The organism is Planctomonas psychrotolerans (genome assembly GCF_008642235.1).
Classification (GTDB): domain Bacteria; phylum Actinomycetota; class Actinomycetes; order Actinomycetales; family Microbacteriaceae; genus Planctomonas; species Planctomonas psychrotolerans.
The window spans coordinates 1,871,775-1,884,045 of record NZ_SJEV01000001.1; the positions used below are offsets into that span (position 1 = coordinate 1,871,775).

Sequence of the window (12,271 nt, forward strand, 5' to 3'; positions counted from 1 at the left end):
GACCGTGTTCCGGTCAGTCCCCTCCCCAACTCGGGAACGTACGTCATTCGAGGAGTTGGGGGCGGAGGTGGCGTGGTGGGGCTCGGGGGTCGGTGGGCATCTATGGGCGGAGCCCCAGCACGCCACCTCCGCACCCCCCGGTCCCTTCGACAGGCTCAGGGACTGTGGGGGTGCAAGCCTTTCGACGAGCACGGGACCGGGCGGTGCGCTTCTAGACTGCAGGGATGGATGCGGGGAGCGAAGCGGACGGCGGTGCCGCCGACACGGACGCCGGGGAAACGCTCCGCTTCCGCCTAGACATCGCGTACGACGGCACGAACTTCAGCGGGTGGGGCAGACAGCCGCGCCTCCGCACGGTGCAGGGGGAGATCGAGGCCGCGCTCGCCAGCATCTTCCGGTCCGCGCCCCCGCCGCCCATGCTGGTGGTCGCGGGTCGCACCGACGCCGGCGTGCACGCCACCGGGCAGGTCGCCCACGTGGATCTCACGCCGGCGCAGGTCGCCAAGCTGACACAGCCTCCTCGCGGATCCCGAACCCGGAGACCGAAACAGCAGACCGAGCTGGCGACGGCACCGGCTACGGCACCCCAGCAGGCGCGAACGCAGAGCACGGACCCCGGTCCCACACTGGCCAGGCGCATCAACGGCATCTTCGGTGCGGCGTCCGACGTCGTCATCCGGGCGTGCACTCCCGCGCCGGAGGGCTTCGACGCGCGGTTCTCTGCCACCTGGCGCGCCTACCGCTACCGCATCGCCGACACCCCCGACACGCACGATCCGCTGCAACGCCACCGCACGGTCTGGGTGCCCGGCGCGCTCGACGACCGGGCGATGGATGCGGCCGCGGTGGCGCTGATCGGACTGCACGACTTCGCGGCCTACTGCAAACCGCGGGAGGGCGCCACCACGATCCGCACCCTGCAGGACTTCCGGTGGACCCGCGCGGAGGACGGCGTGCTCGTCGCCGACGTGCGTGCCGACGCCTTCTGCCACAGCATGGTGCGCGCGCTCGTCGGGGGGAGCGTCGCCGTGGGGGAGGGGCGGTTGCCGCCCGAGCGCCTGGTCGAACTCCTCAGCTCGGATGCGCGCACCAGCGACTTCAAGGTGATGCCCGCGAAGGGACTCACCCTCCTGCGCGTCGGCTACCCGGCCGACGACCTGCTCGCCGCACGCACCTTGATCACCCGGGCCCGCCGGGCTCCGCACGAGCGCACGACGGTTTGACCCGCGCTTCCCCGCTGGTCTAGGCTGGGGTGTTGGTGTTTGCGCCCCTGCGCGCGGCACACGAATTTGAGCCCTCCACCGGTCGCTATTCTTGCGGGCCGCGTCGCATTCGAGCGAGCAGCCGCAGAATGGGCCACGGAGCGGGATTCACGAACAACTCATTTCGACAAGGAAAGTAGCTCCACTGTGACGCGCACGTACACCCCCAAGGCCAGCGAGATCCAGCGCGAATGGGTCGTCATCGACGCCACCGACATCGTGCTCGGCCGCCTCGCCAGCCACGCCGCCGTACTCCTCCGCGGCAAGCACAAGGCCACCTTCGTCCCGCACCTCGACAGCGGCGACTTCGTGATCATCATCAACGCAGAGAAGGTCGCACTCACCGGCGCCAAGCTCGAGAAGAAGCTGGCCTACCGCCACTCCGGTTACCCGGGCGGCCTCACGGCCACCACGTACTCCGAGCTGCTGGAGAAGCACCCGACGCGCGCCGTCGAGAAGGCGATCCGCGGCATGCTGCCCAAGAATTCCATTGGTCGTGCGCAGCTGACCAAGCTCAAGGTCTACGCAGGCCCCGAGCACCCGCATGCTGCTCAGCAGCCGAAGCCGTACACCCTCGACCAGGTCGCTCAGTAACGCCCGCGGGCTGCTGACACCCAGACTCAACCAAAGGATTCACACCATCGTGGCGAAGATCGCAGACTCCATCGACGCGGCTCCGGAGAGCTTCTCGACCGAAACCCCCGCAGAGACGGCCCCGCGCACCCCGCGCGCCGTCCTCAACGTTCCCGGCGCGGCCGTGGGCCGTCGCAAGCAGGCCATCGCCCGCGTGCGCATCGTCCCCGGTTCGGGCAACATCGTGGTCAACGGCCGCGAGCTCGCCGACTACTTCCCCAACAAGCTGCACCAGCAGCTCATCAACGACCCGTTCAAGGTGCTCGACCTGCTCGGCAGCTACGACGTGATCGCCCGCATCACCGGCGGTGGCCCCTCCGGCCAGGCCGGCGCACTGCGCCTCGGCATCTCGCGGTCGCTCAACCAGATCGACGAAGAGAACAACCGCGCCACGCTCAAGAAGTCCGGCTTCCTCAGCCGCGACGCTCGCGTCAAGGAGCGCAAGAAGGCCGGTCTCAAGAAGGCTCGTAAGGCGCCGCAGTTCTCTAAGCGCTGATCAGCGCTTAGCGACTGGCGTTCATGCCTCGTTTGTTCGGCACGGACGGCGTGCGCGGCCTGGCCAACAAAGACCTTACGGTCGAGTTGGCGCTCGGGCTCGCGCAGGCCGCCGCGCAGGTTTTGGGCTCCGGTGCCTTCGAGGCCGGTCGTCGCCCCACAGCGGTACTCGCGCGTGATCCGCGCGTGTCCGGCGAATTCATCGCCGCCGCGGTGGCGGCCGGTCTCGCAAGCTCCGGAGTCGACGTTCTCGACGCCGGGGTCATCCCCACCCCCGCCGCGGCCTTTCTGATCGCGGACATCGGCGCGGACTTCGGCGTGATGATCTCGGCGTCGCACAACGCGGCACCCGACAACGGCATCAAGTTCTTCGCGAGTGGCGGACGAAAGCTCGCCGATGAGCTCGAGGACCGCATCGAAGCGCTGCTGCACGGCCCGAAGCTCACCCCCCTCGGCGGCGACGTCGGACGCATCCGCCGATTCGCCGACGCCGAGGATCGCTACATCCTGCACCTGCTCGGTGCGCTGCCGCACCGTCTGGACGGCCTGTCGATCGTGCTGGACTGCGCCCACGGCGCGGCCGCCGGCATCTCGCCCGAGGTGTTCACCGACGCCGGGGCCACCGTCATCGTGATCGGCAACGATCCCGACGGCATGAACATCAACGACGGGGTCGGCTCCACTCATCTCGAGTCGCTCGCGAAGGCCGTGCTCGAGCACGGTGCCGATCTCGGCATCGCGCACGACGGCGATGCCGACCGATGCCTCGCGGTCGACCACGAGGGCTCGCTCGTGGACGGCGACCAGATCATGGCCGTGCTCGCGCTGTCTCTCGCCGAACGCGGCATGCTGCACGAGCGCACGCTCGTGGCCACGGTGATGAGCAACCTCGGGCTTCGTCTCGCGATGGAAGCTCACGACATCCGGGTGCTTCAGGCCAAGGTCGGCGACCGTTACGTGCTCGAAGCCATGAACGAGGGCGGCTACACGCTCGGTGGCGAGCAGTCCGGCCACCTGATCATGGCCGACCACGCCACCACCGGCGACGGCATCCTCACCGGCCTCCAGCTCGTGGCCGAGATGGCCCGCACGGGCAAGACGCTCAAGGAACTCGTCGGGGTGATGACCGTGTTCCCGCAGATCATGGTCAACGTGCGCGGGGTCGACCGGCACCGCGTCGGCGGCGACGAGGTCGTGGCGGACGCCGTTCGCGCGCTCGAGGAGGAGCTCGGCGAGTCCGGCCGTATCCTGCTGCGCGCGTCGGGCACCGAACCCATGGTGCGCGTGATGGTGGAGGCCGCCGATCAGCCGACGGCGGACCGGATGGCGCACGAGCTCGCCGACGTGGTCAAGCGCCGCCTGGCCGTCTAGGGCCCGACGCACGCCGGTCGCTACCGCTTGAGCAGTCGCGAGACTCTCGGCAGCACATCGCGGCTGGGACCGGAGAGCCCGCACTCCATGGCGAGCCAGCCGTCGTAACCGATGTCCTCGAGAGCGGTCAGCGTCTCGTCCCAGTCGTAGTGCCCGGCGCCCGGCTCCAGCCGATTGCTGTCCCCGAGCTGCACGTGCTGGATGCGGGACCCCGATCGGCGGATCGCCGCCCCGATGTCCGACTCCTCGATCGACATGTGCCAGGTGTCGGCGATCACCGCGACGCCGGGCGAGGCGAGTTCGTCGACGTACCAGGACGCGTCCACGAGCGTGTTGACGACGAAGTCCTCGAACCTGTTCAGCGGCTCGAGGTACACGACCACCCCCTCAGATTCCGCATGCGCAGCCACCTCCCGGAGTGCCTCCAGTAGCAGAAGCCTCGAGTCCGCCACGCTGCGGGGTGGGACGAACGGCGGCAGCCGGGTCGAGAACAGGCCGAACGCGTGAGGCGTCACGAACCCGTTTCCCCCGGCCGCGGTGAGCGCCGTGAGCATCGCCGTCAACTCGTCGATAGCCCCCCGGCGTTTCTGCGGATCGAAGTCGCCGAGAAAGTGATCGACGTGAGCGACCGCGGTCGGCATGACCACCCCGGCCTCCCGAGCGGCGCGGAACTCGTCCGCACGGCCGACGAAGACTCCGTTCCCCCTGCCCGAGAGCTCGATGCCATCGAACCCGACCGACAAGGCGAACTCGTACTTCTCCACGAGGGTGTCGCCCTCGCAAGTGGACTCCTGTGCGGCGAGCCGGAAAGTCATCAGCGAGCCGTCCGAGCGTCGAGGACGACCTGGAGCACGTTCTGCGGGGTGCTGTCGAGAAGCTCGAACGCCTCACGGCCCGACTCGAGCGGCATCTCGTGCGTGATGAGATCGGTCACCCGAAGTCGCCCGTCGACGGCGAGGCCGACAGCGGTGGTCTGCAGCCTGTGCTCATCCCATCGGTGTCGAAGCACCGGAGCCACCCCGGATATCTGGCTCGCGATGACGGCGACCCGGTTGTGGTGGAACTCCTCGCCGAGCCGCAGGCCGGCCCCCTCACCCTGCATGAAGCCGGCGACGCAGACGCGCGAACTGTAGGCCACGGAGCGGATCGCCTCGTGCAGGGCGTGATAGTTGCCGGTGACTTCGAGGCAGACATCGGCGCCACGACCGTCGGTGAGGCTGCGGATACGTTCAGCCACGCCCCCCTCGGTCGCGTCGACCACCACGTCTGCGCCGAGCCGGGTGGCCAGCTCGCGACGGGACGCGACACCGTCGACGCCGATCACCCGGGCCCCATTGAGCCGGGCGAGCTGAGCGACGAGCTGCCCGGGAACCCCGAGTCCGAACACCGCCACGGTCTCGCCCACGTGGATGTCGGCGTCGAGCACCACATTCAGTGCGATCGCACCGATCTGGGAGAAGACGCCGATGCGCGGGTCGACGCCCGGGGGGAGGATCCGTCTCGCGGCTCGCTCCGCTTTCTGCACGGTCTCCGTGCGATGACCCCACGTGCCCCAGATCACATCACCCACCGACACCGACGTCACGTCGGAGCCGATCTCGCACACCTCGCCCACCTCCTCGTAGCCCCAGCCGTTGACCGGGTACTCGAAGCTGGTCGATCCGTCGACGAAGAGTCGTCGGCCCTCATCCCACTTCTTGTTGAGGTAGGGATTGCTGCCCCGGTAGGCCGTCAGCTCCGTGCCCGCGGAGATGCCCGAGTACAGGGTCGCGATGCGCACCTCATCGGCACCGAGGCTCTGCGACTCCTCGTCGACGACCTCGGCCACGCGGGGGGAGATGAAGCTCACCATTCTTGCCATGTTCGTTCCTCTTTCGATGGGGAGTGGGTCCGTTCGGGGTGGGGCGAGGTGGTGCGGCGCCGCTCGGAGCGCGGCGGCGAAAGGGTCAGCCTTTGACCGCTCCGGAGATGAAGCCCTGGGTCACCTGGCGCTGAAGCACGATGAACAGCACGATGACCGGCAGGATCGTGATGAGGGTGCCGGCGGCGAGCGGACCCACGTCGTTGGAACGCCCGCCGGTGAACATGTACAGCCCCGTCGTGAGCGGCCGGTACTCGCCGCCCGGCAGGTAGAGCAACGGCACCAGGAAGTTGTTCCAGTTGGCGAGGAACGTGAACACCGTGAGAGCGCCGATCCCCGAGCCGACGAGCGGCAGCATGATCCGGGTGAAGATCTGCCACTCCGAGCAGCCGTCGACCCGGGCGGACTGCTCGAGTTCCGCCGGGAGTTCGGCGAAGAACGCCCGCATGAAGAATGTGCCGAACGAGATGCCGGTCGACGTGAGCACGAGAACCGCCCCGGGGAGCGTGTCCAGTAGCCCGAGCGATCGCAGCTGGAAGTACAGCGGAATCATGAACGTGAAGAACGGCACGAGCAGGCCGAGCACCACCAGGTAGAACAGCGCGGTGCGCCCGCGGAAGGGGAGCCGTGCGAAGGTGTACCCCGCCATAGTCGACATCACGATCACGAGCGCCGTACTGGGCACGCTCAGCAGAATGCTGTTCACCAGGTAGTCGCTGAACCGCCCCACGGTCCAGGCGTCCACGATGTTGCGGAACGAGAACGACGTGAACAGTCCGAACGGGTCGACCCGCACGTCCTCGGGCGTCTTGAGCGTGGTGGAGACGACCATCATGACGGGGGTGATGGTCAGAACGGCGAGCGCGATCAGTACGACGTGACGGAGCACCTGTCCGGCCACCTTCTTGCCGTGTCCGCCGGCGGAAGAGGGCGCCCGGCTGCCGGCGTCCGGGTCGGACAGCGCGCGTCGCGCAGCCGGGTCGGTCATGGCGAGGGTCGTTTCGGCCATCAGGCACCCGTTCCCTGGAGGGACAGCTTGCGCTGCAGTCGGTTGAGGAGCACGGCGACTGGCACCGACAGCACGGTGATGAGCAGAGCGAGAGTGGTGCCGTACCCGATGTCGCTCAGCTGGAACGCGTTGCTGTAGGCATAGGTGCCGAGAACCTCGGTGGCATCGGCCGGCCCGCCGCCGGTCATGATGAAGATGATGTCGAACACGCTGAAGCCGCCGACGAGGGTGAGCGTGAGCACCATGAGGAAGACCGGCATGATCTGGGGGAGGACGATGAACCAGAGGCGCTGCAGCGAGTTGGCCCCGTCGATGCGAGCGGCTTCCACCAGTTCGATGTCCACGTTGCGAAGCGCCGACAGGAAGATGACGATCGCGAAGCCGGTGCCCGCCCAGATCGCGGTCACGAGCACGGCGTAGATCGCGACATCGGGTTCACCGAGCCAGCCCCGGGCGAGATCGCCGAGGCCCATCGCCCGCAGCAGTTGATTGAGCAGGCCGTTGACCGGGTCGTAGATCCATCCCCACACGATGCCGATGGCCACCCCGGGGAGAACGTAGGGCAGGAAGAACAGCACCCGGTAGACCACGCTAGCCCGCTGGACGGACCACAGCAGCATCGCCACCAGCAACCCGATCACCATCGGCGAGATGGTGCCCACGATGATCCAGGTGATGTTGTTGCCGAGCGCGTGCGCCATCTTCGGGTCGGTGAACAAGCGCTCGAAGTTCGCGAGGCCCACGAAGTCCGGGTTGGGGTTGATGCCGTTGAAGTCGACGACCGAGTAGTAGAGGGCGTTCACCAACGGAATGAGGAAGAACGCCACCACCATGATCATGACCGGCAGGACCAGGGCGACGCCCAGGCGGGCCTGCGCCCGTCTGGTCACCGCCGGGGCAGGGCTGCGGTTCGCGATGCTCATCGCTACGCTTCGGGTCCGCGTTCCGCGGCCGATCAGTAGTTCTCTTGCAGGGTCACCGCAACCTCTTCGGGCGTCGCCTGCCCGGTGAGAATGCCCTGGATGCCGTTGCCCATCGCCTCGTTGAACGTGTTCGACATGAGCACGTCGATGTTGTATCCGAAGTCCCCCGAGCCGTCGGCGATCTTCGCCGCGTCATCCAGGATCTGCGAGAACAGCGGCGTGGCCTCGATGCCCTCCGTGTCGATGGGGAAGGCGGGGATGCTCTGCGTGTTCTCCACACTCCAGCGTCCGTGCTCTTGGGTGAGGAGGTAGTCGATGAACTCGACCGCCGCATCCGTCTTGGTGGTCGTGGCATTCACGAACAGGCCGGAGCCAAGACCTCCGCTGAAGATGCCCGGGCCGTCGGATGCGGGGAAGGGCATGTAACCGACCTCGAACTCCACGTTCCGCTCGATATCCTGGGCGAGCCAGCTGCCGGTCGGGTTGATCGCCGCCTGGCCGGAGTAGAACAGGGCGTTCGCGTTGTCGTAGGTCACGGCGGCGGGCGACGGCGTGAAGTAGCCGGCCTCGTTGAAGTCGGCGAGCAGGGTGAGCGCGGACACGACCTCGGGGGAGTCCCACCTCGTGTCGCCCGCGATGAGAGCCTCCATGGCGTCGGACCCGACCTCGCTCGACAACACCATGCTGAGCAGGTGCCCGCCCTGCCAGCCTTCCTGGTCGCTGACCGCGAACGGGATGACGCCGGAGTCGGCGATGGTCTGGGCCGCGGCGGTCAGGTCCGCCACCGACTGCGGCTGGGCGATACCGAGCTCGTCGAACATCGTGGCGTTGTAGAAGAGTCCGACCGTCTCGATGTCGTTGGGGATGCCCACGATCTCGCCGCCGAACGTGACCCGCTCCTGCGCGAAGTCGTAGATCGGCCACTCCCGCTCCGAGAAGTGCTCGGTGAGCGGGTAGAGCAGGCCGGCCTCGGCGAGCGCACCGGCGAAGCCGGGGCCGGTGTCGTACCCGAAGATGTCCGGCCCGTCTCCCGACCGCAGCTGCGTCTGCAGCACGGTGCGCACGTTCTCCGACGGGATGACATCGAGCTCGATCGTGATCCCTGACTCTTCCGCGAACGTGGCGATGTCCTGTTCGGTCAGCGCAAGATCGGCCGGATCCTCCGGCTGGCCGATCATGAAGCGGAGGGTATCGGGATCGGTGTCGTTCCCGCCGCCGTCACTGGGGGCCCCTCCGGTGCAGCCGACCACGGAAAGGGCCAGAACCGCGGTGAGCCCGATCGTCGTCAGGCGCAGCAATTTCGTCATCGTTGACTTCCTCGTCATCGAGTGGCGAGCCGCGGGAGAGGCGGGTCGCTCGTGGAACTCAGTTTTACACCGCTGTAAAGTCGGTGTCCAGAACTATTTTCCGGCGCTGTAAACCGGTCGTCCGCAGGGCGGATTGCCCGGCGACGGGAGCACGCCGTCACGTGAGCCCGCGTGGTGGGCAGGAAACCCCCCGAAACGGGGCCAGTGCGGAGGGCCCGGATGACCTTTGGTGCCGGTCCAACTCTGCTAACGTCACGGGCACCGCCGTACGAATGCGCGCGGCCGATACGAGGTGGCACACACACATGGACGCGCAGTCAACGACCGGGCACGCCCCGAGCATCGTCGTCGCCATTCCGACTTTCAAGCGCCCTGAGCGACTCGCGGAACTCCTCCCGAACGTCGGCGCGCAGTTGGCCGCCCTGCAGCGCGAGGGCATCATCTCGCGCGGGGGAATAGTCGTGGTCGACAACGACGGTGCCGGGTCGGCCCGCCGCGTGGTCGAGCCGGCCTACAGCGATATGCCCGCCCGGTACGCGGTGGAGACCACCAAGGGCATCCCCGCCGTCCGGAACCGTGCCCTCGACGAGTCGCTGGACTTCGAGCTGCTGGCCTTCATCGACGACGACGAACTGCCCCTCGAGGGCTGGCTGCGCTCCCTGGTCGAGACCTACACCGAGTTCGGCCGCCCCGCGGCGGTGATGGGACGCGTCGTGTCCATCTTCGCGGAGGACGTCGACCCCTGGGTGACGGCGACCGGACTGTTCCAGCGCCCCCAGCGGGAGACCGGCACCGAGATCTCCGTCGCGGCGACCGGCAACCTGCTCCTCGACCTCGACCAGGTCCGCGCCAGCGGGGTGCGGTTCGACGAGTCGATCGGCCTCGGCGGCGGCTCCGACACCCTCTTCAGCATGATGCTCAAGCGCACCGGTGCCCGCATGGTGTGGTGCAACGAGTCGGTCACCGAGGACACGGTCGAGATCGAGCGCCAGACCCGCGCCTGGGCGCTCAAGCGCGCCTACAGCCACGGCAACGTCGCCACCCGCGTGCGTCTCCAGCTCGAAGCGAATCCCCGCGTCCGGCTGATCCTCCGTGCCAAGGGCGTGGCGGGCGGCGCAGGCCGCGTCGTCGTCGGCGTCCTGCGTCACCTTCTCGGTCGCGTCACCCGCAGCATGGGGCACAGCGCGCGCGGACTCCGGCTCGCCTATCGCGGTGCGGGCATGGTCGCCGCCGCAGGCGGCCGCTCCTATGCCGCGTACGCCGGTGCACACGCGCCGGCCACCCCGGCACCTTCCGCGTGAGCTCGCTCGGGCGGCTGGTACCCCGCGCCGCGCGGTCCTGGCTCCGCTCGCACGGTGGACCCCTCGGCTCCATCGTCGCCGTGCGCACAACGGCACCGGAGTTCGTGCTGACCTACGACGACGGACCGGAGCCGGGCGACACCGAGTCCATCCTGTCCGTGCTTCAGGACCGCGGTGCGCGGGCGACCTTCTTCGTGCTGCTCACGCGCACGCGCAAGAATCCGGAGCTCCTCCGGGAGGTGATGGCGGCGGGCCACGAGATCGCGCTGCACGGCGTGGATCACCGCCCGATCTCCCGCATGTCCTATCGCGAGGTGCTCTCGCGCACATCGGATGCGAAGGCCGAACTGGAGGACGACATCGGTCGCCCGGTGCACTGGTTCCGCCCGCCGTACGGGCTGCAGTCCCTCAGCTCCTTCCGCGGCGTGCGAGCGGCGGGTCTCGAGCCCGTGCTGTGGGGACCCACCGCACTCGACTCGCGTCCGGCGACCACGGAGGAGCGGATGCAGCGAGTCCTCCGCGGTGCCGGTCGCGGCGCCATCGTGCTCTCGCACGACGGATACGCGGACGTCGCCGACGGCGGACGCGGCGGCAATCACCCCGGTCACGACCGGGGCGCACTCGCGACGCGCGTCCTCGACGCGTACGCGGAGCTCGGGCTCCGCGCGAACACTGTGTCCGGAGCGATCGCATCCGGATCGGCCACCCGCGGAATCTGGTTCCGTCGGTGAGTAACACCACAACTCTGGAGGACCCGGTGGAGAACGACTTCACGCCCGAACCGCACAACACGACCGTTGCCCTGATCGGGCAGGGCTATGTGGGGCTGCCCGTTGCGATGCGAGCGGTGGAGGTGGGCTACACCGTCGTCGGCATCGATCTCGACCCGAGGCGGGTCGAGTCGATCGGCTCCGGCGTCTCGCACGTCGACGACATTTCGAACGAGCAGCTGCAGGCCGCACTGGAGTCGGGACGCTACCGCATCACCGCGGACTACGCGGACGCCCAGGGCTTCGACGTTGCGGTCATCACCGTTCCGACACCGCTCAAGGAGACGCTTCCCGACCTGTCGTTCATCGAGAGCGCCGCGGAGTCGCTGGCGGCCCTGCTGAAGCCCGGCGCCATGGTCGTCCTGGAGTCCACGACGTACCCCGGCACCACGGAGGAGCTTCTGGTGCCGATCCTCGAGGAGGGGTCCGGACTGACCACGGGCACCGACCTCTTCGTCGGATACAGCCCCGAGCGCATCGACCCCGGAAACCCCACCTGGGGTCTTCGTGAGACGCCGAAGATCGTCTCGGGCACGGACCCGGCGTCGCTCGACCGCGTCAAGCGCTTCTACGACTCCCTCGTCGACACCACCGTGCCCGTGAGCTCGCCTCGCGAGGCGGAGATGGCGAAGCTCCTCGAGAACACGTTCCGGCACGTCAACATCGCCCTCGTCAACGAGCTGGCGGTCTTCGCCAACGCGCTCGGCGTGAACGTGTGGGAGTCGATCGACGCTGCTGCCACGAAGCCGTTCGGGTTCATGAAGTTCACGCCGGGTCCCGGCGTCGGCGGCCACTGCCTCCCGGTCGACCCGAGCTACCTCTCCTGGCAGGTGCGACGGAAGCTCGGCAAGAACTTCCGCTTCGTCGAGCTCGCCAACGACGTGAACGACAACATGCCCGCCTACGTTGTGCAGCGCGCCACCCGGCTCCTCAACGACTCCCAGCGCGCCATGAGCGGTGCCCGCATCCTGCTGCTCGGCCTCGCCTACAAGCGGAACACCGGGGACATCCGGGAGTCGCCCGCCCTGCACCTCGTGGACCTGCTCCACGAATACTCGGCCGAGCTCTCCGCGGTGGACGCCCACGTCGAGGACCACCACTGGCCGGCGGATGTGCGGCGCGTCGCGCCGGGCGAGGTCGACTACTCCGAGTACGACCTCGCCATCCTGCTCACCGACCACGAGGACATCGACTACAGCGTGCTGCAGGACGGAACCCTGCCCGTGCTCGACACGCGCAACCGGCTCACCGGCGCGAGCGTCGAACGGCTCTGACCCGTCGTGCCCGATCGGTCGACTCCGGAACGACGGAGTCGCCCGGTTCGGCGTGGTGCCCGCCG

Annotated in this window: 12 protein-coding genes; 7 read left to right on the forward strand and 5 right to left on the reverse strand. The window is 68.3% G+C overall.

Annotation, left to right across the window (positions count from 1 at the left end):
- Positions 1-224 precede the first annotated feature (224 nt).
- The 4 genes from EY822_RS08600 (at position 225) to glmM (ending at position 3,761) form a co-directional block, all read left to right on the forward strand.
- On the forward strand, positions 225-1,223 hold the full coding sequence (locus tag EY822_RS08600) for a tRNA pseudouridine synthase A (protein ID WP_150307892.1): 999 nt from the start codon (positions 225-227) through the stop codon (positions 1,221-1,223).
- 186 nt (positions 1,224-1,409) lie between these two features.
- Positions 1,410-1,856: a 50S ribosomal protein L13 gene (rplM, locus tag EY822_RS08605; protein ID WP_150307893.1), complete on the forward strand. Its 447-nt coding sequence runs from the start codon at positions 1,410-1,412 to the stop codon at positions 1,854-1,856.
- A gap of 49 nt (positions 1,857-1,905) precedes the next feature.
- Positions 1,906-2,391 (forward strand): 30S ribosomal protein S9, encoded by a 486-nt coding sequence (rpsI, locus tag EY822_RS08610; RefSeq protein ID WP_150307894.1) that lies wholly within the window; start codon positions 1,906-1,908, stop codon positions 2,389-2,391.
- A gap of 23 nt (positions 2,392-2,414) precedes the next feature.
- A complete protein-coding gene (gene glmM, locus EY822_RS08615) occupies positions 2,415-3,761 on the forward strand; it encodes a phosphoglucosamine mutase (RefSeq protein ID WP_150307895.1) in 1,347 nt (448 codons plus the stop codon).
- A 20-nt stretch (positions 3,762-3,781) separates the two neighbouring features.
- Here glmM and EY822_RS08620 read toward each other — a convergent pair whose 3' ends face one another.
- The 5 genes from EY822_RS08620 to EY822_RS08640 form a co-directional block, all read right to left on the reverse strand.
- On the reverse strand, positions 3,782-4,576 hold the full coding sequence (locus tag EY822_RS08620) for a sugar phosphate isomerase/epimerase family protein (protein ID WP_150307896.1): 795 nt from the start codon (positions 4,574-4,576) through the stop codon (positions 3,782-3,784).
- The gene (locus EY822_RS08625) at positions 4,576-5,622 is read right to left on the reverse strand and encodes a zinc-dependent alcohol dehydrogenase (RefSeq protein ID WP_150307897.1); all 1,047 of its coding nucleotides are present in this window, start codon (positions 5,620-5,622) and stop codon (positions 4,576-4,578) included. Before EY822_RS08625 ends, EY822_RS08620 begins: the two co-directional genes overlap by 1 nt.
- An 85-nt stretch (positions 5,623-5,707) precedes the next feature.
- A complete protein-coding gene (locus tag EY822_RS08630; RefSeq protein ID WP_150307898.1) occupies positions 5,708-6,631 on the reverse strand; it encodes a carbohydrate ABC transporter permease in 924 nt (307 codons plus the stop codon).
- On the reverse strand, positions 6,631-7,554 hold the full coding sequence (locus tag EY822_RS08635; RefSeq protein WP_150307899.1) for a carbohydrate ABC transporter permease: 924 nt from the start codon (positions 7,552-7,554) through the stop codon (positions 6,631-6,633). The genes EY822_RS08630 and EY822_RS08635 overlap by 1 nt, the downstream gene beginning before the upstream one ends.
- 32 nt (positions 7,555-7,586) lie before the next feature.
- The gene (locus EY822_RS08640) at positions 7,587-8,861 is read right to left on the reverse strand and encodes an ABC transporter substrate-binding protein (protein ID WP_227497146.1); all 1,275 of its coding nucleotides are present in this window, start codon (positions 8,859-8,861) and stop codon (positions 7,587-7,589) included.
- A 305-nt stretch (positions 8,862-9,166) separates the two neighbouring features.
- On the opposite strand from EY822_RS08640, the gene EY822_RS08645 reads away from it, so the two are divergent.
- The 3 genes from EY822_RS08645 to EY822_RS08655 are packed head-to-tail and all read left to right on the forward strand — an operon-like array spanning position 9,167 to position 12,206.
- A complete protein-coding gene (locus EY822_RS08645; protein WP_150307901.1) occupies positions 9,167-10,162 on the forward strand; it encodes a glycosyltransferase family 2 protein in 996 nt (331 codons plus the stop codon).
- Positions 10,159-10,893, forward strand: coding sequence for a polysaccharide deacetylase family protein (locus EY822_RS08650; RefSeq protein WP_227497147.1), 735 nt, complete (start codon positions 10,159-10,161; stop codon positions 10,891-10,893). The genes EY822_RS08645 and EY822_RS08650 overlap by 4 nt, the downstream gene beginning before the upstream one ends.
- A complete protein-coding gene (locus tag EY822_RS08655; protein ID WP_227497148.1) occupies positions 10,890-12,206 on the forward strand; it encodes a nucleotide sugar dehydrogenase in 1,317 nt (438 codons plus the stop codon). The genes EY822_RS08650 and EY822_RS08655 overlap by 4 nt, the downstream gene beginning before the upstream one ends.
- Positions 12,207-12,271: the final 65 nt, after the last annotated feature.

Coding starts and splice junctions, on each gene's coding strand:
- EY822_RS08600 (WP_150307892.1), top strand. CDS start 225: ATGGATGCGGGGAGCGAAGCGGACGGCGGTGCCGCCGACACGGACGCC.
- glmM (WP_150307895.1), top strand. CDS start 2,415: ATGCCTCGTTTGTTCGGCACGGACGGCGTGCGCGGCCTGGCCAACAAA.
- EY822_RS08620 (WP_150307896.1), bottom strand. CDS start 4,576: ATGACTTTCCGGCTCGCCGCACAGGAGTCCACTTGCGAGGGCGACACC.
- EY822_RS08625 (WP_150307897.1), bottom strand. CDS start 5,622: ATGGCAAGAATGGTGAGCTTCATCTCCCCCCGCGTGGCCGAGGTCGTC.
- EY822_RS08630 (WP_150307898.1), bottom strand. CDS start 6,631: ATGGCCGAAACGACCCTCGCCATGACCGACCCGGCTGCGCGACGCGCG.
- EY822_RS08635 (WP_150307899.1), bottom strand. CDS start 7,554: ATGAGCATCGCGAACCGCAGCCCTGCCCCGGCGGTGACCAGACGGGCG.
- EY822_RS08640 (WP_227497146.1), bottom strand. CDS start 8,861: ATGACGAAATTGCTGCGCCTGACGACGATCGGGCTCACCGCGGTTCTG.
- EY822_RS08645 (WP_150307901.1), top strand. CDS start 9,167: ATGGACGCGCAGTCAACGACCGGGCACGCCCCGAGCATCGTCGTCGCC.